This window comes from Glycocaulis abyssi (assembly GCF_041429775.1).
GTDB classification, from domain to species: Bacteria; Pseudomonadota; Alphaproteobacteria; order Caulobacterales; family Maricaulaceae; genus Glycocaulis; species Glycocaulis abyssi.
In genome coordinates this window covers 2,158,678-2,181,533 of sequence record NZ_CP163421.1, presented here as the reverse complement: position 1 = coordinate 2,181,533, position 22,856 = coordinate 2,158,678, and the positions used below count along the sequence as shown (strand labels likewise).

Annotated in this window: 25 protein-coding genes and 1 tRNA gene; 13 read left to right on the top strand and 13 right to left on the bottom strand. The window is 63.7% G+C overall.

Annotation, left to right across the window (positions count from 1 at the left end; genetic code table 11):
• Nucleotides 1–7 precede the first annotated feature (7 nt).
• From AB6B38_RS10555 to AB6B38_RS10545, 3 genes are all read left to right on the top strand, one after another.
• Nucleotides 8–1,195 carry an SO2930 family diheme c-type cytochrome gene (locus AB6B38_RS10555; RefSeq protein ID WP_371392814.1) on the top strand — a complete coding sequence of 396 codons (1,188 nt, stop codon included), beginning with the start codon at nucleotides 8–10 and terminating at the stop codon, nucleotides 1,193–1,195.
• A gap of 88 nt (nucleotides 1,196–1,283) precedes the next feature.
• Nucleotides 1,284–1,769 carry a hypothetical protein gene (locus AB6B38_RS10550; RefSeq protein ID WP_371392813.1) on the top strand — a complete coding sequence of 162 codons (486 nt, stop codon included), beginning with the start codon at nucleotides 1,284–1,286 and terminating at the stop codon, nucleotides 1,767–1,769.
• Nucleotides 1,770–1,969: 200 nt separating this feature from the next.
• Nucleotides 1,970–2,551: a hypothetical protein gene (locus AB6B38_RS10545; RefSeq protein WP_371392812.1), complete on the top strand. Its 582-nt coding sequence runs from the start codon at nucleotides 1,970–1,972 to the stop codon at nucleotides 2,549–2,551.
• Nucleotides 2,552–2,726: 175 nt separating this feature from the next.
• Here AB6B38_RS10545 and htpX read toward each other — a convergent pair whose 3' ends face one another.
• Nucleotides 2,727–3,683 carry a zinc metalloprotease HtpX gene (gene htpX, locus AB6B38_RS10540; RefSeq protein ID WP_371392811.1) on the bottom strand — a complete coding sequence of 319 codons (957 nt, stop codon included), beginning with the start codon at nucleotides 3,681–3,683 and terminating at the stop codon, nucleotides 2,727–2,729.
• A gap of 65 nt (nucleotides 3,684–3,748) precedes the next feature.
• Here htpX and AB6B38_RS10535 point away from each other — a divergent pair, with 65 nt between their 5' ends.
• Together AB6B38_RS10535 and AB6B38_RS10530 are read left to right on the top strand one after the other, a co-directional pair.
• Entirely contained in the window at nucleotides 3,749–3,946 is a 198-nt protein-coding gene (locus AB6B38_RS10535) for a DUF1674 domain-containing protein (protein WP_371392810.1), read from the top strand.
• Nucleotides 3,947–4,578: 632 nt separating this feature from the next.
• Nucleotides 4,579–5,037, top strand: coding sequence for a thermonuclease family protein (locus AB6B38_RS10530; RefSeq protein WP_371392809.1), 459 nt, complete (start codon nucleotides 4,579–4,581; stop codon nucleotides 5,035–5,037).
• Here AB6B38_RS10530 and AB6B38_RS10525 read toward each other — a convergent pair.
• The 6 genes from AB6B38_RS10525 to AB6B38_RS10500 all read right to left on the bottom strand — a co-directional run bounded on the left by AB6B38_RS10525 (nucleotide 5,010) and on the right by AB6B38_RS10500 (nucleotide 9,318).
• Nucleotides 5,010–5,312: a DUF2061 domain-containing protein gene (locus AB6B38_RS10525; protein WP_371392808.1), complete on the bottom strand. Its 303-nt coding sequence runs from the start codon at nucleotides 5,310–5,312 to the stop codon at nucleotides 5,010–5,012. The two genes, AB6B38_RS10530 and AB6B38_RS10525, sit on opposite strands and share 28 nt — an antisense overlap.
• A 91-nt stretch (nucleotides 5,313–5,403) precedes the next feature.
• Nucleotides 5,404–6,711 carry a folylpolyglutamate synthase/dihydrofolate synthase family protein gene (locus AB6B38_RS10520; RefSeq protein ID WP_371392807.1) on the bottom strand — a complete coding sequence of 436 codons (1,308 nt, stop codon included), beginning with the start codon at nucleotides 6,709–6,711 and terminating at the stop codon, nucleotides 5,404–5,406.
• Between the two features lie 4 nt (nucleotides 6,712–6,715).
• A complete protein-coding gene (accD, locus tag AB6B38_RS10515) occupies nucleotides 6,716–7,594 on the bottom strand; it encodes an acetyl-CoA carboxylase, carboxyltransferase subunit beta (RefSeq protein ID WP_371392806.1) in 879 nt (292 codons plus the stop codon).
• A 30-nt stretch (nucleotides 7,595–7,624) separates the two neighbouring features.
• Nucleotides 7,625–8,416 (bottom strand): tryptophan synthase subunit alpha, encoded by a 792-nt coding sequence (gene trpA / locus AB6B38_RS10510; RefSeq protein WP_371392805.1) that lies wholly within the window; start codon nucleotides 8,414–8,416, stop codon nucleotides 7,625–7,627.
• Between the two features lie 99 nt (nucleotides 8,417–8,515).
• Nucleotides 8,516–8,974, bottom strand: a complete 459-nt coding sequence (locus AB6B38_RS10505) for a hypothetical protein (RefSeq protein WP_371392804.1) — start codon at nucleotides 8,972–8,974, stop codon at nucleotides 8,516–8,518.
• A gap of 35 nt (nucleotides 8,975–9,009) precedes the next feature.
• Entirely contained in the window at nucleotides 9,010–9,318 is a 309-nt protein-coding gene (locus AB6B38_RS10500; protein ID WP_371392803.1) for a BrnA antitoxin family protein, read from the bottom strand.
• A 676-nt stretch (nucleotides 9,319–9,994) separates the two neighbouring features.
• Between AB6B38_RS10500 and AB6B38_RS10495 the strand changes: the two genes are divergently transcribed.
• Nucleotides 9,995–10,222 carry a hypothetical protein gene (locus AB6B38_RS10495; RefSeq protein ID WP_371392802.1) on the top strand — a complete coding sequence of 76 codons (228 nt, stop codon included), beginning with the start codon at nucleotides 9,995–9,997 and terminating at the stop codon, nucleotides 10,220–10,222.
• Here the strand turns inward: AB6B38_RS10495 and trpB are convergent.
• Both trpB and aroA read right to left on the bottom strand, forming a co-directional pair.
• Entirely contained in the window at nucleotides 10,219–11,430 is a 1,212-nt protein-coding gene (gene trpB / locus AB6B38_RS10490; protein ID WP_371392801.1) for a tryptophan synthase subunit beta, read from the bottom strand. The two genes, AB6B38_RS10495 and trpB, sit on opposite strands and share 4 nt — an antisense overlap.
• A gap of 85 nt (nucleotides 11,431–11,515) precedes the next feature.
• Entirely contained in the window at nucleotides 11,516–12,868 is a 1,353-nt protein-coding gene (gene aroA / locus AB6B38_RS10485) for a 3-phosphoshikimate 1-carboxyvinyltransferase (protein ID WP_371392800.1), read from the bottom strand.
• 115 nt (nucleotides 12,869–12,983) lie between these two features.
• Between aroA and AB6B38_RS10480 the strand changes: the two genes are divergently transcribed.
• The 6 genes from AB6B38_RS10480 to AB6B38_RS10455 all read left to right on the top strand — a co-directional run bounded on the left by AB6B38_RS10480 (nucleotide 12,984) and on the right by AB6B38_RS10455 (nucleotide 17,922).
• Entirely contained in the window at nucleotides 12,984–13,490 is a 507-nt protein-coding gene (locus tag AB6B38_RS10480) for a TIGR02300 family protein (RefSeq protein ID WP_371392799.1), read from the top strand.
• Between the two features lie 118 nt (nucleotides 13,491–13,608).
• Nucleotides 13,609–13,684: transfer RNA gene (locus tag AB6B38_RS10475), tRNA-Ala, on the top strand.
• 126 nt (nucleotides 13,685–13,810) lie between these two features.
• A complete protein-coding gene (locus tag AB6B38_RS10470; RefSeq protein WP_371392798.1) occupies nucleotides 13,811–14,818 on the top strand; it encodes an SDR family oxidoreductase in 1,008 nt (335 codons plus the stop codon).
• Nucleotides 14,819–14,919: 101 nt separating this feature from the next.
• A complete protein-coding gene (locus tag AB6B38_RS10465) occupies nucleotides 14,920–15,642 on the top strand; it encodes a DUF305 domain-containing protein (protein ID WP_371392797.1) in 723 nt (240 codons plus the stop codon).
• 38 nt (nucleotides 15,643–15,680) lie between these two features.
• The gene (locus AB6B38_RS10460; RefSeq protein ID WP_371392796.1) at nucleotides 15,681–17,516 is read left to right on the top strand and encodes an LVIVD repeat-containing protein; all 1,836 of its coding nucleotides are present in this window, start codon (nucleotides 15,681–15,683) and stop codon (nucleotides 17,514–17,516) included.
• Between the two features lie 148 nt (nucleotides 17,517–17,664).
• A complete protein-coding gene (locus tag AB6B38_RS10455; RefSeq protein WP_371392795.1) occupies nucleotides 17,665–17,922 on the top strand; it encodes a DUF1150 family protein in 258 nt (85 codons plus the stop codon).
• A gap of 107 nt (nucleotides 17,923–18,029) precedes the next feature.
• Here AB6B38_RS10455 and AB6B38_RS10450 read toward each other — a convergent pair whose 3' ends face one another.
• The 3 genes from AB6B38_RS10450 to AB6B38_RS10440 all read right to left on the bottom strand — a co-directional run bounded on the left by AB6B38_RS10450 (nucleotide 18,030) and on the right by AB6B38_RS10440 (nucleotide 20,920).
• Nucleotides 18,030–19,298 (bottom strand): FAD-dependent monooxygenase, encoded by a 1,269-nt coding sequence (locus AB6B38_RS10450; protein WP_371392794.1) that lies wholly within the window; start codon nucleotides 19,296–19,298, stop codon nucleotides 18,030–18,032.
• 237 nt (nucleotides 19,299–19,535) lie between these two features.
• The gene (locus AB6B38_RS10445) at nucleotides 19,536–20,240 is read right to left on the bottom strand and encodes a ChrR family anti-sigma-E factor (RefSeq protein WP_371392793.1); all 705 of its coding nucleotides are present in this window, start codon (nucleotides 20,238–20,240) and stop codon (nucleotides 19,536–19,538) included.
• 98 nt (nucleotides 20,241–20,338) lie between these two features.
• On the bottom strand, nucleotides 20,339–20,920 hold the full coding sequence (locus AB6B38_RS10440) for a sigma-70 family RNA polymerase sigma factor (protein WP_371392792.1): 582 nt from the start codon (nucleotides 20,918–20,920) through the stop codon (nucleotides 20,339–20,341).
• A 146-nt stretch (nucleotides 20,921–21,066) separates the two neighbouring features.
• Here AB6B38_RS10440 and AB6B38_RS10435 point away from each other — a divergent pair, with 146 nt between their 5' ends.
• The gene (locus AB6B38_RS10435) at nucleotides 21,067–21,570 is read left to right on the top strand and encodes an invasion associated locus B family protein (protein WP_371392791.1); all 504 of its coding nucleotides are present in this window, start codon (nucleotides 21,067–21,069) and stop codon (nucleotides 21,568–21,570) included.
• On the opposite strand, the gene AB6B38_RS10430 is transcribed toward AB6B38_RS10435, so the two are convergent.
• The gene (locus AB6B38_RS10430; RefSeq protein ID WP_371392790.1) at nucleotides 21,567–22,847 is read right to left on the bottom strand and encodes a polyhydroxyalkanoate depolymerase; all 1,281 of its coding nucleotides are present in this window, start codon (nucleotides 22,845–22,847) and stop codon (nucleotides 21,567–21,569) included. The genes AB6B38_RS10435 and AB6B38_RS10430 overlap by 4 nt on opposite strands.
• Nucleotides 22,848–22,856 lie beyond the last annotated feature (9 nt).

Here is a 22,856-nt window from a genome sequence, read left to right as displayed (position 1 = left end):
TGGCCCGATGAAGCACATCCTCACCTTGCTGGCGGCAGGCTTCGTGCTTGCCGCGTGCGGAAACGATGCCGGAGAGGGGGGCGGGCCCGCCTCTCCGGCCGGCACCGCCACGTGGGAGGCCGCCACGGCTTTCCACGCCAGCGGCAATCCCGTCACGCTGGAGGAGTGGGGCCAGTTCCGCATTGAGGGGGAGCGGCTGGTGCTCGCCGACGGCGTCGTGCCCTATGGCATGAATACCGCGCTGTTTTCCGACTATGCGCTGAAGCTCAGGACGGTCTGGCTGCCCGAAGGGGCAGAGCCCGCCAGCTGGCATGATGAGGAGGTGTTCGAGTTTCCCGTCGGCACCGTCATCACCAAGACCTTCTACTATCCGCGCGGTGGAGAGGGCTTTGAGGAAGTGGCGCTCGATTTCGATCCCAACGCCCATTTCGACGGGCGCGCGCTCGATCTGTCTGCGGTACGCGTTATCGAAACGCGCATCCTGGTGCGGCGGGAAGCGGGGTGGGCGGCCATTCCCTACGCATGGAACGAGGATCAGCGCTCCACGCGTCTGGCCCGTACCGGCGCGTTTGTGGACCTGACCCTGATTGCCGCCGGCGGGCGCTCCCAGGCCCTCAACTACCAGATTCCGGACGTGAACCAGTGCGCCCAGTGCCACATCACCAATGCCGCGGACGCGCAGCTGCGCCCCATTGGTCCGCGTGCGCGCCATCTCAATGGCGGCTATCCTTACGCGCATGGAGAGCAGAACCAGCTCGCCTTCTGGCGCGAGGCGGGGCTTCTCGCAGGCGGGCCGGCGGAACACGATGCGGCTCCGCGCAGCGCGGTCTGGCACGGTGAGACCACGCTTTCAGGCATGGCGCTGGACGCTGCCGCGCGGGCCTATATCGACATCAATTGCGCGCATTGTCATTCGCGCACCGGCCATGCGCGCACGTCAGGGCTCTATCTGGAGCCGTCAGAAATGACGGGACCGGCCTTTGGCGTATGCAAGCCGCCGATTGCTGCCGGGCGCGGCACGGGCAACAGGCTCTATTCCATCGTGCCGGGTGACAGCGATGCCTCCATTTTCACCTTCCGTATGGAAACAACGCGGCCCGATGCCATGATGCCGGAGCTGGGGCGCAGCGTGGCCCACACTGAAGGGCTGGCACTGGTTGCGCGCTGGATCGATGCGATGGCGGGCGGGTGCTGATTGGCAGGGCCATGCTACGGCGCGCTTGGCGAAGGCTGCCGGGTAAGGCATTGTCACCGGCAACACATGAACGGAGTTGATCTGCGCCATGAAACGCCTCGCCCTTGTAACCGCCCTTTGCGGTCTTGCCGTCAGCGCCTGCGCCACAACGACCTGCCGGGAGGCGGACGCCGCTGAACGCGCGGCGTTTGGCCAGATCGTTGCCGGGCATGCGGCCGGGCTGGCCGACAGTCTTCCGCCTGAGAGCGCTGCGCTGGCCGCGCGCCTGCGCAGTGAGGATCCGGCGCTGCGCAACCAGATATTCGGCCAGCGCATGGGCGATCATTCGGTGCGCACCGTGCTGATGCAGCCGCCCTTGTGCGTGCTTGAGCAGAGAGTCTCGTCAAGCGAGCGGATTTCCTATGTCTTCCCCGACGGGCGTTTCCAGATGCTCAACCCTCAAGGCACAAGCTCGGCCAATCTGGGTATGCCGGCGCGCGATCACGCCCGCTGCCATTTCCGCCTAATTGACGGGCACTGGCGCCTGACCGATGCCTGTACCTCGACCTTCCAGACGCCGGTTCCGGTCGGCTAGGACAGAAAAGGCACGCCCTTTAGGGCATTGTAATCAAAATAAAAAAAGCCCCGGCCAAGTCAGGCCGGGGCTTTTTGCTGCAATTTCTCTGCATCACGAGCGGGAACGATTCAGATGGCGATCGCATTGATCCCATGTCTGGCCGGTCTGCCCCCGCTTCCCCCGCTTCGACGGACCGGCGCAACAGAGGAATGACAGACATGAAGACGTTTCTGATTTCTGGCGTTTCGGCTCTCGCGCTGGCCGGCATGGCTCTCGCGGTTCCGTTTGAGGAAGCCGATACCGATGGTGATGGCCGCGTGAGCCTTGAGGAGATTCAGGCGATCGACCCGGCCACCACTGAAGCCGAATTCACGCTGTATGATGTGGATCTGGATGGCGGTCTGGATGAAGACGAATACGCTGCCTGGCGCGTCGCCACGCAAGGTGATGCCCAGCCCGACCCCTTCGCGGACCCGATGACGGACGATCCGCTTGCCGACGATCCGATGGCCGATGAAGATCCGGTCGATCTGGAAGAGGTCCCGGCTGATCCGTACGGCCCGTCGCTCGACAAGTCGCTCGACGAGCATGACGACAAGGACGAGTACGGCGACGAAGAGCGCGATGAGCATGCGGACGACGCCTACAGCGTCCCGGACGCCGCCTTTGACCGCGATGATGCCGGCTATGACGGCGATGCGGACGCTGACGAGATCACCGAAGAGCTCAATGAGGAGCAGGCTGAAGATCTTGAGTCCGACGCCGATGAAGACGGTGACGAGAGCGATCCCTGGAAATAGGGATTAGCTCCTGACACCGGCCTGCCCTCCGCCACCCGTCTCCTCCCCGCCCAATCCCCGGAGGCGGACTGGCGGAGGGCCAGGCACTTCAGGGTGAGGAAGTGCGTCCCGCCGCTTCCCCCTGGACGAAGAGCCGCTCAGATGAGCGGCTCTTTGCGTTTGTCAGTATGAGAAATTACCCCCAAGGCCCGCCATGACCGGCTGATCGGCCGGAGGTGTCCTGTCCGCCCGGTCCGCGAGACCACGGCCCTTCCTCGCCCCACGGCCCGCCGGGATAACGCCCCGCACCGCCCATCTGGCGCAGGCGCGCAATGCGGTTGGCGGTCGAAGGGTGGGTGGAAAACAGATTGTCCGCGCCCTGACCGTTCAGCGGGTTGATGATGAACATGTGGGCGGTTGCCGGATTGCGTTCGGCAGCCGGGTTCAGTGTGGTGCGTGCGCCGCGCTCGATCTTTTCCAGCGCAGCGGCCAGCGACATCGGGTTGCCGGCAATCTCGGCGCCCACCCGGTCGGCTTCATATTCGCGCGAGCGTGATATCGCCATCTGCACAAGCCCGGCGGCCATGGGCGCAAAGATCGCCAGCGCAATCGCGCCGATCAGCCCGCCGGGTCCGCGATTGCCCCCGAAGAAAAGCGCAAAATTGGCCAGAAAGCCGATGGCCCCGGCCAGCGTTGCGGTAACCGTCATGGTCAGCGTGTCGCGGTTCTTCACATGGGCCAGCTCATGGGCCATCACCCCGGCCACTTCCTCGCGTGTCAGGCGGGAGAGAAGTCCCGTCGTGGCGGCAACGGCGGCATTGTTGGGATCGCGTCCGGTGGCAAAGGCGTTGGGCTGGGGCGTATCGATGACATAGACGCGCGGGCGCGGCATGCCTGCGCGGTCAGCCAGCGCAATCGTGTCTTCAGCGTAGCGGCGAAGCCCAGGATCGCGCTCATCGGGCGTGATCTCGCGCGCGCCATGCATGCGCAGAACCATCTTGTCGGAATTCCACCAGGCAAACACGTTCATCGCGGCAGCAATGAAGAAGGCGATCGCTGCCCCGCCCGGACCGCCAATGAGATAGCCGACGCCGATGAACAGCGCGGTGAGAGCCGCCAGCAGCATGAAGGTACGCAGCGTGTTGAATGTCATCGCAATTGCCTCGTGACATGCGGGGAGGATTGGCCTTGCGGCCTGTTTGATCCTAGATATCTGGTATGAACCCGACCGACCCGCAAGACAGACCCGCAAAACCGCTCAGTGCGGCGGCAAAACGCGCGCTTGCCGAGGCCGAGGCACGCCGCAAGGCGGCGAAAAGCGCTGCCCCCCTGCCTGAAGAGCTGGGCGGACGCAAAGGCCCTGAACCCACGCGCTATGGGGATTGGGAAAAGAACGGCATCACCCACGATTTTTGAAGGGTTGGGCACGCATGCGGGTTTCGCCTCACCGGATGCTCCGGCAAGGGGCGGGATGGCGCAGCGGATAGCCCGGATGCCGGGCGGAAGGGTTTCACTCTCAAGGCGGAAGTCTCATGCCCGTTAAGGGCCATCCGCTGCCTGCAGGGCATGAGTGCCATTGCCGTAACCCCATTAAGCGCCATGCGGCACAGTGAACCGGCTTTTGCGAAGGTCTCGTCAGTCCCTTGCGCCGGACACCTGGAGCGGCAGGCCGTTTCAGCCTGCACCCGGATCGTTTTTGGCCGCGTCGCGAACCTCAGCCATCCCTCGAACCGGTAAAGCCATAATACGTGCACTCCGGGAGGGGTGGGATAAAATGGAGAAATTCTTTCGGGTTTTCCTGGCGTAAACCGGGTTGTTGCCTCCTATTGTCCACCTGCCTTCGTGTTCGTCATGCCCGCGCAGGCGGGCATCCAGAGCTGCGGGGCTAAGGCCCAGACAGAAATGCTGGATTCCCGCCTGCGCGGGAATGACGAATTGAAGGGACTGAAGCAGCTCGAATGGCGCCTCACGCTTGGCACAGGAATATATTCCGATATTGTGCACTTATGCGGACTATTACCATTTTATTAAGCATTCTGACCGCGCCGATGGCGCAGGCCCAGCGTATTATTCCCGGCCCGCTGGAGGCCGAAGTGCTGCGCGTGATCGACGGGGATACGGTGGAGGTGCGTGCCTTCGTCTGGCCGGGCCATAGCGTGGAGACGCGGGTGCGGCTGGCCGATGTGGACGCGCCGGAAATCCGCCGTGTGGCCTGTGAGGAAGAGCGTGAGGCCGGGCACAGGGCGAAGGCGCTTGTTGAAGCCCTGCTGGCGCCGGAAGGTCAGTCGGGTGGGCGGGTTGCTATCCGAAATGTGCAGCTCGGCAGCTTTGCCGGACGCGTCATTGCCGTGATGGAGCTGCCCGACGGGCGTGATCTGGGGGCTGTGCTGCTGGAGGCGGGTCTTGCCACGCCCTATAATGCGCGCGGCGGCTGGTGCCCGTCACTTGAATCGTCTCTGGAATCCTCGCTTGAGGTCGCTCAGGAGGCTTCGGCGAGCCGTTCCTGACGGCGCTTCTCTGCCTTCGCCCACGCCTTCTCATGGAAGTAATAGGCGACCGTCTGCACGGCCGGTTCAATCAGGCCGATGGCGAGCGCGGCGCGCCAGTTCCAGGTCAGCGCGAAGGCAACCGACATGGCCACGACAAGGTGCATGATGGCGTAGGTGACGGCCTTGGCGGTGTTGCGCGACGGGCGGAACAGGGCAAGGAAGCCGGGCGCGGACGGACGGCCATCCTCCATCCGGTCATGCCGGTGCAGGAGCATTCTGAAAAATTCCGCCATGGCCCGTTTCCTTGCGCGACAAGAGGCAGGATATGGCCTTAATAACGCCGCGCACAATGGATTGTTTCTATCAGAGTCATTTGACGGCCGCTCAGCCCGGCGTGACGAGGGGCGCGTCGCCGCCCAGACTCAAGGCGTGGCCAGCCAGATAAAGCGAGCCGCAAATGACCACGCGCGGGCGCTCCACCAGATGGCAGGCATCGGTGAGCGCTTCGATCAGCCCGGCACTGGTCTGGACGAGATGGCCTGCCTTGCGCGCGGCTTCGGCGGCGTCCTGGGCGCTCATCGCGCCTTCACGCGCGGCAAAGCCCGACACGGTGATGACAAGTCCTGCGAGCCCTGCAAAGGGCTTCAGGAAAGCCTCAGCGTCGCGCCCGGCGGAGAAGCCACAGATCAGCACAAGCGGCCGTTCTTCGCGCGATTCCAGCTCGCCCATGGCCTGGGCCAGCACCTCGCCGGCGGCCGGGTTATGCCCGCCATCCAGCCACAACTCGGCCTCGCCGGCTCTGGCTATATCGGCGAGCGGACCGCTGGTCAGGCGCTGCATGCGCGCGCGCCATCGCGCCTTTGGCAGGCCATCGCGCACCGCCTCTTCACTGAGGTCCAGCCTGCGGGCCACCGCGATGGCACCGGCTGCATTACTGATCTGGTGCGAGCCGAAAAGGCCGGGCAGCGGCAAATCCCAGACGAGGTTTTCTTCCTCATAGACCAGCCGGTCATGCTCCACATAGGCGTGATAATCGCGCTCATGGAGGGTTAGCGGCGCGCTGAGGCGCAGGGCGGCGCGCTCGATTGCCATCAATGCCTCATCAGCCTGTGGCCCGACCACGCACGGCACGCCGCGTTTCAGGATACCGGCTTTCTCCGCCGCGATCTTTTCCAGCGTGTCACCGAGATACGCCTGATGATCGAGACTGACCGGGGTGATGAGGGTGATGGCCGGACTGGTGATGACATTGGTCGCGTCCAGCCGCCCGCCGAGGCCCACTTCCAGGATCAGACGGTCTGCTGGCGTCTCGCTGAACAGGAGGAAGGCGGCGGCCGTCGTCGCCTCAAAGAAGGTGAGCGGCTGCCCGGCATTGGCCGCCTCGACCCGTTCCAGCGCCGCCAGCAGGGGCGCGTCTTCGACCTCTGCGCCTGCCAGCACGATGCGTTCATTGAAACGCACCAGATGGGGCGATGTGTAGACATGTACGCGCTCGCCCGCGGCCTCGCAGATGGCTTTGAGGAAAGCCGCGCTGGAGCCTTTGCCATTGGTCCCGGCGATATGGATGGTGGAGGGCAGGCGGTCTTGCGGCTTGCCAAGCGTTTCCAGCAGGCGCGTTAGCCGGTCCAGTGACAGATCCATGCTGGCCGGATGCAGATTGGCAAGCCGGGCCAGCGCGTCAGGAATGCTCATCGGATCAGGCGGCGGGCGCAGGCACGTTGGCGCTGGCGGGCGGGCGCTTCATCAGCGTGCGCAGCACATTGCCCAGCACGCGCGGCAGATCGCGGCGGTGGACGACGCGGTCCACCATGCCCTTTTCCAGCAGGTATTCGGCGCGCTGGAAGCCTTCTGGCAGTTTTTCTCGGATCGTTTGCTCGATCACGCGCTGTCCGGCAAAGCCGATCAATGCGCCGGGCTCGGCCAGATGCACATCGCCCAGCATGGCGTAGGAGGCGGTGACCCCGCCGGTCGTGGGGTCGGTCAGCACCACGACATAAGGCAGCTTTGCCTCACGCAGCATTTCAACGCCTATGGTCGTGCGCGGCATCTGCATGAGGGAGAGACACCCTTCCTGCATGCGCGCACCGCCAGCAGCGGTAAACACGACAAGCGGCGTGCGGCGCTCTACCGCCGTTTCAGCCGCTTTCAGGAAGGATTCGCCCGCCGCCATGCCGAGCGAGCCGCCCATGAAGGAAAAGTCCTGCACCAGCACGGTGGTCTCGATGCCCTGTATGCGGCCAACCGCAATCGCCATCGCGTCCTCGCGGCCCGTCTTCTTGCGGGCAGCGGCAAGGCGCGAGGCATAGGGCTTGTCATCGCGGAATTTCAGCGGGTCCTTGGCCACTTCGGGAAGGGCGATTTCTTCCCACGTGGCGTCGAATGTATAGCGCAGGCGCACGTCCGGCCCGATGCGCACATGATGGCCCGCGGGCGTGACGTGCAGGGCGGCTTCGAGGTCCTTGTGAAACACCATCTCGCCGGAGACCGGGCATTTCATCCAGAGATTTTCCGGCGTGTCGCGCTTATCGAACATGCGCGAAACACCCGGAGGGGTAAGCTTGGAAAGCCAGTTCATGTAATTGTCCCAGGCTGCCTGTTGGTGCGATTATCGCGCATTATGGGTGGCGGAGGCCAGTTCTTTGGCCAGTTTGACCGCTCCGGCCACACCACCATCCGCCAGCGCGTCCACAATCGCCGAGCCGACGACGACCGCATCAGCGACCTTGGCGATCTCTGCGGCCCGCTCTGGCGTTTTTACGCCAAAGCCCACCGCAACCGGCAATCCGGATGCCTTGCGCACCCGGTCGACCGCGCCGGAGACTACTGCCGTCTGGCCGATACCGGCGCCCGTCACGCCCGTGGTGGAGACGTAATAGACAAAGCCGGATGTGTTCTTCACCACTTGCGGCAGGCGGTCATCGTCGGTCGTGGGGGTGGCGAGGCGGATCAGGGAGAGGCCAGCGCGCTCCATCGGCTCGCGAAGCGGCACGTCTTCCTCAGGCGGCAGGTCCACGCAGATCACGCCATCGCCGCCGGCCGCGGCTGCCGCATCGACAAACGCCTGATAGCCAAAGGCGTGGAAGGGGTTGGCATAGCCCATGATGACGATTGGCGTCGCCGCATTGGTCTTCCTGAACTCCGCGATGAGCTGCAGCACGCCGCGAAGCGTCATGCCGCTGTCGAGCGCCCGCAGCGCCGCGCGCTGGATGGGCGGGCCATCGGCCATGGGGTCGGTAAACGGCGCGCCCAGCTCGATCACATCGGCTCCGGCTTCAGCAAGCCCGTGCATGACTTTCAGCGTCGTGGCGGCATCAGGATCACCGGCCATCACATAGGCGACGAACCCGGCCTGCCCGTCAGATTTCAGGCGCGCAAACGTGTCGGAAAGGCGTGTCATGGCTGCTTTAAGTTTCCCAGATGAAACCCCGGACGCGCCATCGCGCGCACCGGGGTCTGAATAACGCTTTATGCCTGATCGGCAAGGGGCGTCAGCCTGCTAGCGGCGTGATAACTCGCAACCTTCGGAGAAGATCGGCGCGAAAAGCAGTACGCCCTCACCATCAAACGGTCGCAGGTCAGGCTGTGACGGAGCCCGTAGCGGCCCGTCTCCGGGAGGCGCAAGCAATACCAGAAGGCTCTGCTCGCAACCGGGCGGCGGATCGCGCCGGGTGTATGAGCTCACCACGAGCATATGACGGTTTGAAAGCTCAAAACCGGCCTCGTCCAACGCGGCATCAAGTTCTTCGAGCACGATGTGATACTGCGCCATATCCACGTCGAAACAATATCCCCCCAAAGGGTCGAACTCGGTGCCTGCCGCCATCCGCTCAAGCACAGGGGGATCGCAGGTCTCCGGAGTGCTCAGTCCTTGAGGTGCTGGCAGGGCGAGGCTGTCGGGCATGACGATGGGCTGGGCTGTGATGAGGCCGAGCGCGGCCAGCAAGCTAATCAACAAACCGGTTTCTCCAAAATTGCACGAATGCCGGAAAGCTATTCCGCCGGGGTCTTGCGCTGGGCTTCCATGAAGGCGCGCAGGACGGCATTGATGCGTGTCTGATAGCCGCGCCCGCCCTTTTTGAAGAAGGCGAGCACATCCTTGTCCAGCCGCACCGTCACCTGCTGCTTGCCATGGCCGGTATGCCAGACTGCGTTGGCGAACTCCTCCTCGGTCCATTCGGGAATGTCAGAGGTATCGATCTCGTCGTCGGGGAGTTCGGCAAGACGACGTAGCCGCTCGCGATCCGCTTGCGTCAGCGGTGGCAGGTCTTCAAGTCTGATGCGGACGGTACGTCCCATCATAGATTCTCCTTTCGGCGCGTTTTGCTAGCGCATTGCCACTTGGCTGTCCGCATGCCCCGGCCTCGTAGGTGTTCGTTGACCATTCTTTCTGATATGAGATTGGCTTTTATGCAAGTCAACATGACGCAGATTTGCTATACTCATTGGGGGTGCGGAAATGAAATATCGCATGTCAACCATAACAATATTCATATTCGGCATAATTTTGGGCGCTTCTGGCATATATGTGGCTCTATATTGGGAGCATATATTTGATCGCACGACACCCGTCTCCGAGGTTAACGAACGCGCGGCCGAGGAAGAAAGCAGTAGTACAGTAATGGAGAATAGGGCTAGGCGGCTAGTGTCAGACCAATTGATCGATGGCGAATCGGCTAGATTTAGAAATTTGAATGTAGGAGAAGGTTATCGTGTTTGCGGTGAGGTTAACGCTGTTAATAGAATGGGGGCTTATACTGGTTATAAATGGTTTTATGTCTCGCCGCGGGGGGATGTATATATAGAGCGGGAGGAATCCGGCAGTGGAAGCGCGTGGGAGCGCTACCAAAGTTCGATTAGAACCATAGAAAACAACGAAATTATATATTCAAACTGCGGCATATAGTCGCTTAAATATAAAGTATTTTAATTATTTTAAATATAAATTGCAACCTAAGCTGTTATAAAGGATCTGGTCATGAATAATTCAACTGGCTTTGAGTTTGGGATCGTGAGAGAGCTCTTCCCAGATGGAAGCACTGGCAACTGGGAAATTGAACTGTGGTGCTTAAGTTCGGGTTTAAGGGTTGAAGACGGCACGGGTCGCAATGCCGATCCAGACGCTCAACTGCTCTACGAACGGGCGCGTGATGAGGGGCATGCGTTCAATCGCGCTCGATCAGAATGGCAGCCAATTAACCCCTAAAGCTCCACCCCCAATGCGCCTGCCACCGAGAACACGTCCTTGTCGCCGCGCCCGCACATATTCATCAGGATCACGCCATCGGGCCCCAGTTCCTTGGCGAGGTCGCGCACGCGGGCGAGCGCATGGGCGGGTTCCAGCGCCGGGATGATGCCTTCCAGCTTGGAGCAGAGCTGGAACATGTCCAGCGCCTCGGCGTCGGTGGCGTGTCGGTATTCGGCGCGCCCCACATCGTGCAGGAAGGCGTGCTCCGGCCCGATACCGGGATAGTCGAGACCGGCCGAGATGGAGTGGCCCTCCACGATCTGGCCGTCCTCGTCCTGTAGCAGATAGGTGCGGTTGCCGTGGAGAATGCCCGGCTTGCCGCCGTTGAGGCTGGCGGCGTGGTCTGGCGTATCGACGCCCTTGCCGGCGGCTTCCACGCCGATCAGGCGGACGTTCTCGTCTTCCAGGAAGGGATAGAAGAGCCCCATCGCGTTCGAGCCGCCGCCAATACAGGCAACCGCCGCGTCGGGCAGGCGGCCAATGCGCTCGAGCATCTGCGCGCGCGCCTCGCGGCCGATCACGCTTTGAAAATCGCGCACCATGGCGGGGTAGGGGTGGGGGCCAGCGACCGTGCCGATCACGTAGAAGGTGTCGTCCGGATTGGTCACCCAGTCGCGCAGCGCCTCGTTCATCGCGTCTTTGAGCGTGCCGCGCCCTGATGTGACGGCGTGGACCTTCGCGCCGAGCAGCTTCATGCGGAAGACGTTGGGCTTTTGGCGCTCCACATCCGTGGCGCCCATATAGACCTCGCAAGGGATTCCGAAGCGGGCGGCCACGGTGGCGGTGGCGACGCCATGCTGGCCTGCGCCGGTCTCGGCGATGATGCGGGTCTTGCCCATCAGGCGGGCGAGCAGCACCTGGCCGAGGCAATTATTGATCTTGTGCGCGCCGGTATGATTGAGCTCATCGCGCTTGAACCACACTTGCGCCCCGCCAAACTCTTCGGTCAGGCGTTCGGCGAAATAGAGCGGGCTGGGACGGCCCACGAAATCGCGCGCGAAATCCTCCAGCTCCTTTACGAAGGCCGGGTCGTCCTTCCATTTCGCGTACGCCTTTTCCAGCGCCAGTACGTTGGGCATCAGCGTCTCGGCGACAAAGCGCCCGCCATACTCGCCGAACAGGCCGTTGGCATCGGGATAGTGGGAAAAGGCATTGGGCTGGGTCATGGGAATATTCGCGGGCTGGGAAGGTAGGAGGTCTGATCTAGAGCGTGCGGGCAGATGAGGGAAGCACGCAGGTGCGTGGCCCTGTTCAGGCGATGTCCGCGCCCAGCGCGGCCATGTCATCAAAAAAGCCGGGATAGGAGGTGGCGATCATGGCGACATCATCGACTGTCACCGGCTCTTTCGCGCCAAGGCCCAGCACCAGCCCCGCCATGGCGAGGCGGTGATCGTGCAGCGTCTTGACGAGGCCACCGCCCGGCACGCCGCCGGGGCCAAGCCCATGAACCGTCAGGCTGTCCTCTCCCAGCTCCACCTTCACCCCATTGGCGGCCAGCAGCGCGGCAGAGGCCGCCAGCCGGTCGCTTTCCTTGGCGCGCAGCTCGGCAAGGCCCGTCATATGTGTCACGCCCTCGGCAAAGGCCGCGATGACCGACAGGATCGGGTATTCATCAATCATGGAGGGCGCGATTTCGGGCGGCACCTCGACGCCTTTCAGCCTGCCCGGCCGCACGACGATGTCCGCCAGTGCCTCGCCCGCGCGGGTGCCAGCAGGCGTAATGGTCATGTCCGCGCCCATCATCTTTAGCACCTCGTAGAGCCCGAAGCGTGCGGGATTGGTCATCACGCCCGTCACACTGACCGGGCCGGTGCCAGCCACCAGCCCGGCTGCCAGCGGGAAGGCGGCAGAGGAGGGATCGCCCGGCACATGCACATTGGCGCTGTGCAGCGCCTTGCCGCCGCGTACGCGCGCGACCAGGCCCGGCCCGTCTCGTTCCATGGACATATCCGCACCGAACAGCGGCGCCAGTGTCTCGGTATGAGCGCGTGTGGCTTCCGGCTCGATCACCACCGTCTCGCCCATCGCCCCAAGTCCCGCCAGCAATATGGCGCTTTTTACCTGCGCAGACGCGACGGGCGGGGTGTAGGTGATCGCGTTGAGCCGGGCAGAGCCGGTAAGCGTGACCGGCAGGCGACCGCCGCTGGCTGCGCTGGTGGTGACGCCCATCAGGCGCAAGGGCGCCAATACCCTCTCCATGGGCCGGGAAGACAGGCTCTCATCGCCGGTAAAGCGGGCCGTCAGGTCAAAGCGCGCCGCCGCGCCCATCAGCAGGCGCACGCCGGTGCCGGAATTGCCAAGGTCGAGATCGCCGTCAGGGGAGCGCCATTGCGGCGCGCCTGTTACCTGCCAGTGCCCGTCCCCGGTGCGTTCCACACCGGCCCCCAGCGCTCGCACGGCCCCGGCGGTTGCCAGCACGTCCGCGCTTTCCAGAAGGCCCTCGATACGGCTCATGCCTTGCGCCATGCCCGCCAGCATGATGGCCCGGTGCGAGATGGACTTGTCCGGCGAGGCGGCGCGCCGGCCCTCGATAGAGCTGCCCTGGCGCGCCGTGCGCGGACCGGATGCAGCCAAGTGCAGGGCGGCTTTACCGTTGGAAACCATGGGTTTGACTTTCGGGCTTGTAACGGGCTGAAAATCGGGTTTTGACAGCGCGGCGTAGACGTGGCAACAGGCGCGCCGCCTCAAAGACCAATCCAGCGCTGAAGGATCAAGTCCCGTGCCCAAACCAGACCTTGGCGTCAAGCGAATCTGCCCGGAAACCGGCAAGAAATTCTATGACCTTGGCAAAGACCCGATTGTCTCGCCGTTCACCGGCAAGGAATATCCGGTCTCTTACTTTGCAGAGGCCGTGATGAAACCGGCCCGCAAGGCGCCCAAGCCCAAGGTCGAGGAGGAGAAGGAAGAAGAAGGGCTGGAGGACGATGAGGAGCTGGGAACGGCTGACGACGCCGCCGAGAGCGATGATGAGGACGACGACGCGGACGATGACGCGCCCGAACTCGACGAAGAGCCCATCGATCTGGGTGATGATGAGGACGAGGACGACGATGTTGCTCCGGTAAAGGGCAAGAAGGCCCCGGTCGACGACGATCTGGACGGGTTCTCCGACGAAGAGGCTGATCTCGACGACGAAGACGAGGATGACGGCATTCTGCTGGATGAGGATGAAGACGATTTCGACGCCGATATCGGCGTCGAAGACGAGGATGATGATACCCCGTAAGCGGGTGCTGCAGGACACCGGGGTGGCGATTGCGTTTGCCACTTGATCGGCGCGCGCAAGCTGACTAGTTTCCGCGCTCCAAATCCGGCGGGCCCCAACCCGCTGCCAGATGAATACCGGGGCCATAGCTCAGTTGGGAGAGCGCTTGAATGGCATTCAAGAGGTCGGCGGTTCGATTCCGCCTGGCTCCACCATCACACTGAGAACCCCGTCTGCGCGATGCAGGCGGGGTTTTTGTTTTCCGGCTTTTCCCGATCCGTTTGTCTTCGCGCCGGTTTTGCCTATCCTCGCTGCCGAGCGATCAATGAAGGGAGTGGGACATGGCCAGACACGGTATCAGCCGCCGGGGTTTGCTGGGCGGCACGGCAGCGGCGGCAGGGGCGATCAGTGCGGTGGCAGCAGCTTCTCCGGCACTCGGCAAGGCGCTGCGCTCCGAACCGTTCCTTGCGGGCAAGACCATCCTCATTACGGGATCATCGTCGGGCTTCGGGCGGCTTGGCGCCGAGCATTATGCCCGCCTTGGCGCGCGGGTGTTTGCCTCGATGCGCAATCTGCCCCGCGCCGAAGCGGATGAGCTGATCGCTCTGGCAGAGGCCGAGGGTCTTGCCATTGAGGTGGTGGAGATTGATGTCACCTCTGATGAGAGTGTGGCGAACGGCGTGGCCGAAGTGCTCGAGGCGACCGGCGGCACGCTCGATGTGCTGGTCAATAATGCCGGGATCGCGCTTGCCGGTCCGATAGAGCTGCAGGACATGGAGGCGACGCGCCTCATTTTCGAGACCAATACGTTCGGCCCTCACCGCATGGCACGGGCCGTGCTGCCGGCGATGCGCGCGGCGGGCAGCGGCCTGATCGTGCAGATATCCTCACAGCTCGGCCGGGTGATCGTGCCGGGTCTGGGGCATTATTCGCCGGTCAAGTTCGCGCTGGAAGCCATGAGCGAGGCGATGGCCTATGAGCTGGTGCCCCATGGCATCGATGTGACCATCATCCAGCCGGGCGGTTACCCGACGCAGATCTGGAATAATGCCAGCACCCTTACAGCTGCGCTGCTGGAGCGCACGCCGGAGGAGCGGCTGGCGGCCTATCCAGAACTGATCGCGGGCATGGGCGCAGGCGGCGGGGGCGGCAGCACCGACCCGATGGATATACCCGATGCCATTGCGCAGCTGATTGCCAGCCCTGGCGGAACGCGGCCCCTGCGCGTGGCCCTGCACCCCGATGCCCGGCCCCAGCTGGGCATCAACGAGGTCAGCCGCGAGACCCAGCTGGCCATGCTGGGCGGTTCGCCCTACGGGCCGTGGGTGCGAGATGTGCTGGAACGCTGAGCAGCACTGGCCAATCGCACCCGATCACGCGTTTGCGACTTGCCCCCGGCCTGCCTGAGGCTAGGGTTCAGGCCAATGGTCACAAGAACCCGGGGAATTAATTGATAGCTGTCAGCACCTTACTGGCACTGGCGATGGCCGTTGCGGCGGATGGTCCGCCCATATTGCAGCCCGGCGCGCCCGGAGAGCCGACGCGCGAGATCAGCGTGGAACGTTCGCGCGCGCTCAGCCAGACCCGTCACACAGCCGCCGATACGCGCTTCATGCAGCACATGATCGTCCATCACCAGCAGGCGGTGGACATGGTCGCGCTGATCGAGGGGCGCACGTCCAACCCGTCCATCATCGCCATAGGCGGGCGCATTGCGCGCTCGCAGGATGATGAGATTGCCCTGATGCGCGACTGGCTGATGCGGCGCGGCGAGGCGCTGGAAGCCGATGATCTGCACGAGCATCACGGGGCTGGCGGGCATGACCACCACCACGCCCACCACGCCTCTTATGATCCTGATGATATCCCGCTGATGACCGGCATGCTGTCGGTCAATCAGATGCGCGCGCTGGCTGCTGCAGACGGGGCGGATTTTGACCGGCTCTTCCTGGAGGGCATGATCCATCACCATGAGGGCGCGCTCATCATGGTCGACGAGCTGCTGGAACATCCAGGCGCCGCCGAGGACATCATCATGTCGGACTTCACCGGCCATATCGTCGCCGACCAGATGGCCGAAATCCTGCGCATGCAGAACCTGCTGCGTGATCTGCCGCCCGCTGAAGAGCACGAGGCAGAGCCGCACGGCCACCACCATCATCACCATCACTAGACGCAAGGAAAGCTTGCGCAAATCGGGGAAACTTCACGATGAAACACTTGCTGAGATGCACTGCCGCGCTTGGTGTCCTGTCGCTCGCTCTCGGTACGGCGCAGGCCCAGGTGAACACGGTGGGCGAGGATGAACGCTCCCATCTGGCAGGCGGGCTTTTCGATGCGGAAAGCGCCAGCTGGAACATGGTGCTGGAGCATAATGTTCCGCCCATCGACGCCTTCTTTGACGAGCGCGCCCTGTTTGCGCCCGCGCAGTTCATGGCCGCGATGCAGGCAGCGCGTGAAGCCGAGGAGCGCGGTGAGGAAGCCACTCCGCCTGCCTTCACGCCGCTGGCTCTGGCCAATACAGACTTTGCCTTCCAGGGCGATCACGTCATCATGGGCAATTATCACGGCTTCCTGATCTATAACGTGGCCGGGGATGCGCCTGAGCTGGTGACGGCGGTCGTGTGTCCGGGCGGTCAGGGCGATGTGTCGGTCTATGGCGATCTGCTCTTCCTGTCGGTGGAGCATAACCGGGCGCGGCTCGATTGCGGCTCTGAGGCCGCTGAAGGTGAGGTCAATCCGGACCGTTTCCGCGGCATCCGCGTTTTTGACATTTCCGACATCACCGCGCCGCGCCAGATCGCTGCCGTGCAGACCTGCCGCGGCTCGCACACGCATACCCTGCTGCCCGATCCGAACGATGAGAACATCCTTTATGTCTACAATTCAGGCACCCAGCCTGTGCGCTCCGGCGATGAGCTGGAGTTCTGCTCTGACGGGCAGCCGGGCGAGAACCCGGAAACCTCGCTCTATTCCATCGACATTATCCGCGTGCCGCTCGATGCGCCGGAAACGGCCGAGCTGATCGACAGCCCGCGCATTTTTGCCGACCGTGAAACCGGCGAGATTGCCGGCCTCTGGCAGGGCGGCCAGCTGGGCATTGCCAGCCAGCGCACAGCCCAGACCAATCACTGCCATGACATCACGGTCTATCCCGAGCTGGGCATTGCCGGCGGCGCGTGCAGCGGTAACGGCATATTGCTGGACATCACCGACCCGGCCAATCCGTCGCGCATAGCCGAGCTTTTCGACCCGGACATGGCCTACTGGCACTCGGCGACCTTCAACAATGCGGGCGATGTCGTTGTCTTCACGGATGAATGGGGCGGCGGCACAGCGGCGCGCTGCCGCACCGAAGACCCGGCTAATTGGGGCGCCAACCTGATTGCCACGGTCGAGGGCAATGTGCTGCGCGGGCAGAGTTTCTACAAGCTGCCCTCCACGCAAGGCGCCAGCGAGAACTGCGTCGCGCATAATGGCTCGCTGGTGCCGGTGCCGGGCCGGGATATCATGGTGCAGTCCTGGTATCAGGGCGGCATCTCGGTGATGGATTTCACCGATCCGCAAAACCCATTCGAGATCGCCTATTTCGACCGCGGTCCGGTGGACCCGGACAATCTGATCGTGGCCGGTTACTGGTCGTCCTACTGGTATAATGGCCGCATCTACGCCAGCGAGATCGCGCGCGGACTGGATGTGTTGCGCCTTGAGGCAAACGAGCATCTCTCCGAGGCGGAGCTGGCCGCCGCCGAGGCGGTGATCGAGCGTGAAGTGAACCCGCAGACCCAGACGCGTATCGTGTGGGAAGACACGCCGGATGTGGCGCGGTCCTACCTCATCCAGCTGCAACGCAATGAGGCCATTGATGCGGGGCTGGCCACACGTGTCGGCGATGCCATCACGCGCTGGGAGGCCAACCCTGAGCGCAATGCGCGCGGGCTTGTCGGCTCGATCCGGCTCCTGAACAACGCCGCTGCCGAGGCCGAGGGACGCGATGCCGCGCGCCTGGCCGAGCTGGCGGCCCTGTTCACCCGCGTAGCGGGCTAGCTCTGCCGCTCATCGACTGAACTGGCCCCGCTGGCGAAAGCTGGCGGGGCTTTTTCATGGGCAAGGCGCACTGCAACCCATCCCCTTGAACCGGCGCTTCCCGCCCCCCATTTCTGTTCTCGAGGGCGTTGAAGAGGAGGTCCGCAACATGGCTCCTGAAGAGTTTGAACAAAGCGAAACCGGTGTGCCTGCGACCGTTTATGTGCGCGAGATTGCCGCTGCAGACGTGTTCGAGCAGGTGATGCCGGGCGGCGCGATTGAAATTGATGGCGTGACGCTGGAACCCGATCAGCAATTATACGCTATCCATGATGAAGACGGGCGCCGTGTCGGCCTGTTTGCCGACCGCGATGCGGCTTTTGCCGCCGCGCGCTGGCATGGTGCGGCCCCGGTTAGCGTGCACTAGCACGCGCAACGAAAAGCGTGTCAGTCAGTCCCTCCCCCCGGACGGCACGCTTCACTGGAACGCCTCCCGGTCCCCCGCCGGGGGGCGTTCTGCATTTCAGGGGGTGGTCAGAGCGATAAAGCTTCACCCTTGAGCAGGCGCGGCAGATCGCCCGTCTCCCCGCCCGCCGTGCGCATGAAGAAGCGGCGCGCCACGGGAATGGCATTGGTCAGGGACAGGCCCAGCCCGCGCGCATGACGCAGCGCCGTATTATCGTTGGAGAAGAGCAGGTTGAAGGCGTCAGTGCCGAGCGCGAGCGCGGCTGAGTCCGTCTTGCGCCAGCGCTCATAGCGGGTCAGCACAGCCTGAGACCCCGGATCGAGCCCTGCGCGCAGGGCATCGACGATCACTTCGCACAGCGCCGCCGCATCGCGAATGCCGAGATTGAAGCCCTGCCCGGCAATGGGGTGGATGGTGCGCGCGGCATCGCCCGCCAGCGCCAGACGCTCTGCGGCAAAGCGCTCTGCCAGCATCAGGCCCAGCGGATAGATATGCACCTGGCTGGCTGGCTTCACCCGGCCCAGAAAATCCCCAAAGCGTGCCTCGAGCGCTTCCTGAAAGCCTCCCGCATCAAGCGCGGCAATGGCACGCGCGGGCGCGTCCTTCTCGGTCCAGACAAGGCTGGAGCGGTTACCAGTCAGGGGCAGGATGGCAAACGGTCCGCCTGGCATGAAATACTCATAGGCCACGCCCTGATGGGGCAGTTCATGCTCCACGGTCAGCACGATGGCCGACTGGCCGTACCGGCGTCCAAGAGAGCGGATACCGGCCCCCTCGCGCAGGCGTGACATCTTGCCATCACAGGCCACGATCAGGCTCGCCCGGAGCATATCGCCGCCATCAAGTGTCAGCTCGGCGTGGCCGGGCTGCGCCTGCATGGAGAGCGCCCGGCGTGGCGCAAAGACCGGCAGGCCGGTCTCGCCAGCACATTTTGCTGCCGCGATGCGGGTATGGCGGTTTTCCACCATGTATCCGAGCGGTTCGCCCTCATCGCGCGGATGGATCTCGCGCCGGTCGAAATGCAGGCTGTCGACGCCGGGGCCGCCGGGTTTCAGCCCGTCGAGCGGACGTCCGTCCACGACCAGAATATCCTCAATGCGCTGGGCCTGGCCTTTCAGGTGCGCGGACACGCCGATCTGTTCGAGCATACGCCAGGAGGTGTAGGCGAGCGCAGAAGCGCGTCCGTCAAAGGCGATATCGGCCTGTGCATCCAGGGGAAGGGCGTCGATAACCGCCACTTTTACGCCTGCATGGTGCAAGGCGAGCGCCAGGGTCAGCCCGGCCAGCCCGCCGCCGGACACCACCACATCGCCGTCAAAGAGGAGTTTGCCTGTCATGGCGGCGAGACTAGCCGATCAGGCGGCCATGGGAAGCGGGGCAAATGCCGCAGGGTCAGTATTACTTTTTTGATGCTCAGCCCCTCCGGGCTTCGCTGCGGGCAATCCCCGATCTAGCCGGGGACAGGCAGTGCCCGGCGGCAGGCCGGCCTTGCGGACGGCGGAACGCCGTCCGAAGAGCGCGAACGCGCGCCCGCGACTTTTCGCGGAAGATCGCAACGCGGATGCGTTGCGGAACTAAGATCCTGTCATCCCGCCGAGTGCGCGCTGTACCCAGCCCAGAGGGCCGGTAAAGGCGAGCGGGCCATCGGTGACGGCGAGCGCAATGCAGACCTCGCCTGCCACTGCCACCGGCTTGTGCTCGATTTGCGGGTCAGCCACGCTCAGATCGCCCTTGCCATAGCGGGCGAGCCCGTCATGGAAGGCGCCGCACAGGACCAGGGTAAATTCCTTGCAGTCATGGGTGTGGCGCGGCACGCCGTGACCCGGCTCCAGCCGGATCAGCTCGGCCTTGGCCCCGTCTTCGCGCATCAGTTCCATTACCCGCACGCCGGGGCCGGCAAACTGCCAGCTGCCACCCGCTTCCAGCGCGAGATCACGCACCGGGTTGGGCAGGGCGATCAGCTCATCAAGCGACTGGCTGGCGAGTTTCGCCGCCTTGTGGGCGGAATCGCTGTTCAGGGCATGCACCGGCCCCGCCTCACCAACGGCGGCGGCCTCTGTGTCGAGAATGGCGAAGAGGTCGTCCATGGCGCCGGCGCGCAAGGGCGCAGGGGGCAGGTCTGCCAGAAGCAGGCCGCCGATACGGTCCGCGTCCTCACACAGCTGCGCGATCTGCGGGTCCAGAGCGCCTTGCGTCTCGACAAGCAGGCGCATCGGGCCGGACAGGGCGCCGGACGCGTAAGCGGAGAAAATTTCGTCACCGAGGCTTGGATGGGTCATGGCAGTGGTCTGGTCTCGTCTGGGAACGCACGGCGGTGGATATTGAGCGGGTCTATAAGACTTCAAGGGCGGGCCGATGGTTTTGGCAGCCGGCGGGGTTAGAGATCATCGGCGTCGAGATGTTTGCGCAGCTTGTCGAAGGCGAGGCGAAGCCGGGATTTCACCGTGCCCAGCGGCAGGGCCAGCCGGTCAGCGATCTCGCTGTGTGACAGGCCGTCAAAGAAAGCCAGCTGCAGCAGGGAAAGCTGTTCGGGCGGCAAGCCTTTCAGCGCAGCCTGCACGCGCAGATCGCGCGCGCTGGCATGGGCGGCGTCATCGGGCGCTATTTCCGGCGCGGGCAATAATGACGGCTCGTCCGGGTCCAGTGCTGGCTTTGACGCACGGCGCGCCACATCGATGCGCCTGTTGCGCGCAATGCGGAATATCCAGGTGGAGGCGGAGGCTTGCGTGCGGTCGAACTGTTGGGCCTTGCGCCAGACGGTCAGCATGACCTCCTGGGCAATTTCCTCGGCCAGCGCATCATCGGCGTTCAGGCGCAAAAGATAGGACTTCACGCGCGGCGCAAAGAAGTTGAACAGGGTGGCAAAGGCGGCCCGATCCTGCCGGGCGGTCTGTTCCACAAGAGCGTCGAGCGTCTCGCGCCCTTCGCGGGCATCAGTCCTGGTCTTGAAGTCCGCCAAGGAGGATTATCGCTCTCGCGCCCCGGATTGCACCAAACAGGGATGCACCTTAACGCGGTTTAAACTGCTGTGCGCCTTGAAATCGCCGTTACGAGAGCAGAAACATATACCGCCTGCAGCCAGCCGCCAGTTCAGGAAACCGCCCCATGCGCCTTGCCCTTCCCGCTATCGTTTTCTGCGCCTTAGCCCTTGGCGCGCCATCCTTTGCCCAGGCGCCCGATTTTCACGGTCAGCACAATGACTGGCGCGTCTTCACCCGCGGCAGCGGGGAGGAGCGCATCTGCTACGCGGTGACGCGCCCGACCGATTCCCGGCCCGGCACGGTCGATCATGGCGATGTGTATTTCTTCGTGTCCAGCTGGGCGAACGGGGCCGCGCGCGAGCAGCCGAGCTTTCTGGCCGGCTATGAGTTGCGCGCCGACAACCCGCCACGTGCCTCTGTCGGGTCTGACCGGGTGAGCATGTATGTCGATGAGCGTGAAGGCTTTGTCGAGGAACCGCGCGAGGAAGCCCGGCTGGTTGATGCCATGCGCCGGGGCGCGACCATGCGCATCGAAGCGGTCTCCGCGCGCGGCACCAACACCGCCTACACCTTCTCGCTGTCAGGTGTGACGGCTGCGCTGCGCCAGACCGGCGAGCTCTGCCGTTAGGCAGCCCGGCCCTTTGCCGGGTGGGCATGGCGCTCCATGAAGGCGTTCATGCGCGGGACGATCTCCTCGCGGAAGCGCCGGCCGTTGAACACGCCGTAATGGCCGACATCGGGCTGGATGTAGTCCTCACGCAGGGCTTTGGGCAGGCCAGAGCATAGCGTGTGGGCGGCCTGCGTCTGACCGATACCGGAAATGTCGTCGTTTTCACCCTCGACGGTGAGGAGCGCGATATCGGTAATGGCTGACGGATCGACGCGGCGGCCCTTCACCTCGAAATTGCCTTGCGGCAAGGCGTGGGCCTGGAACACGTCGGCGATGGTTTCCAGGTAGAATTCCTCGGTCAGATCCATGACCGAGAGATATTCATCATAGAACTGGCGGTGCTTGTCGGTGCTGTCGCCATCGCCCTTCACCAGATTGGCGAAATAGTCGTAATGGGCATCGACATGACGCTCATAGTTCATGTTGATGAAACCGGTGAGCTGCAAGAAGCCCGGATAGACCCGGCGCAGCGCGCCTGGATACACGCTCGGCACGGTGTGGATCAGGTTGTCCCGGAACCATTCAAACGGGCGCTCCTCGGCCAGCTTATTGGGCACGGTCGGGCTTTTGCGCGCATCTATGGGTGATCCCATGAAGGTCATGGTGGCGGGCCGCGCCGGATCATTGTCCTGCGCCATCAGGGACAGGGCCGCCAGCACGGGCGGGCCAGGCTGGCAAACGGCCGCCACGTGGGCGCCGGGGCCGATGATTGTAATCATCTCGCGCACATATTCAGCGTAGTCGCCAAGCCCGAACCGGCCTTCCATCACCGGCACCATGCGCGCATCGGCCCAGTCGGTAATGTAGACCTCATGGGTGGGCAGGAAGGCTTCTACCGTGCCGCGCAGCAAGGTCGCGTAATGGCCGGACATGGGCGCGACCAGCAGCAGCTTTGGATCATCAGCAAGCGCGGTTTCCTTCACCTTGCGCGCTGCGGCGAGGGCTGCCCGGTCACGGGAAAAGCGGACCAGATTGCAGAACGGCTTTCTCCAGACCGTCTCCACCTCGACGCCGACGGGCAGGCCATTGACCGCTACGGTATCAAAGCCCCATTCGGGTTTGCCGTAATAGCGCGTCAGGCTTTCAAACACGTCTGCCGCCGCGGCTGCCGTGCGCCCGGCCAGCGTGTCACCCATCGGGTTTAGCGGCGAGCGCAGCGAGGTGCGCGCCACATTGGCCGCTGTGCGCCAGGGCAGCATGGCTGCGCGTGTCATTTCCATGAAGGTGTAAAGCATCTGGACCTA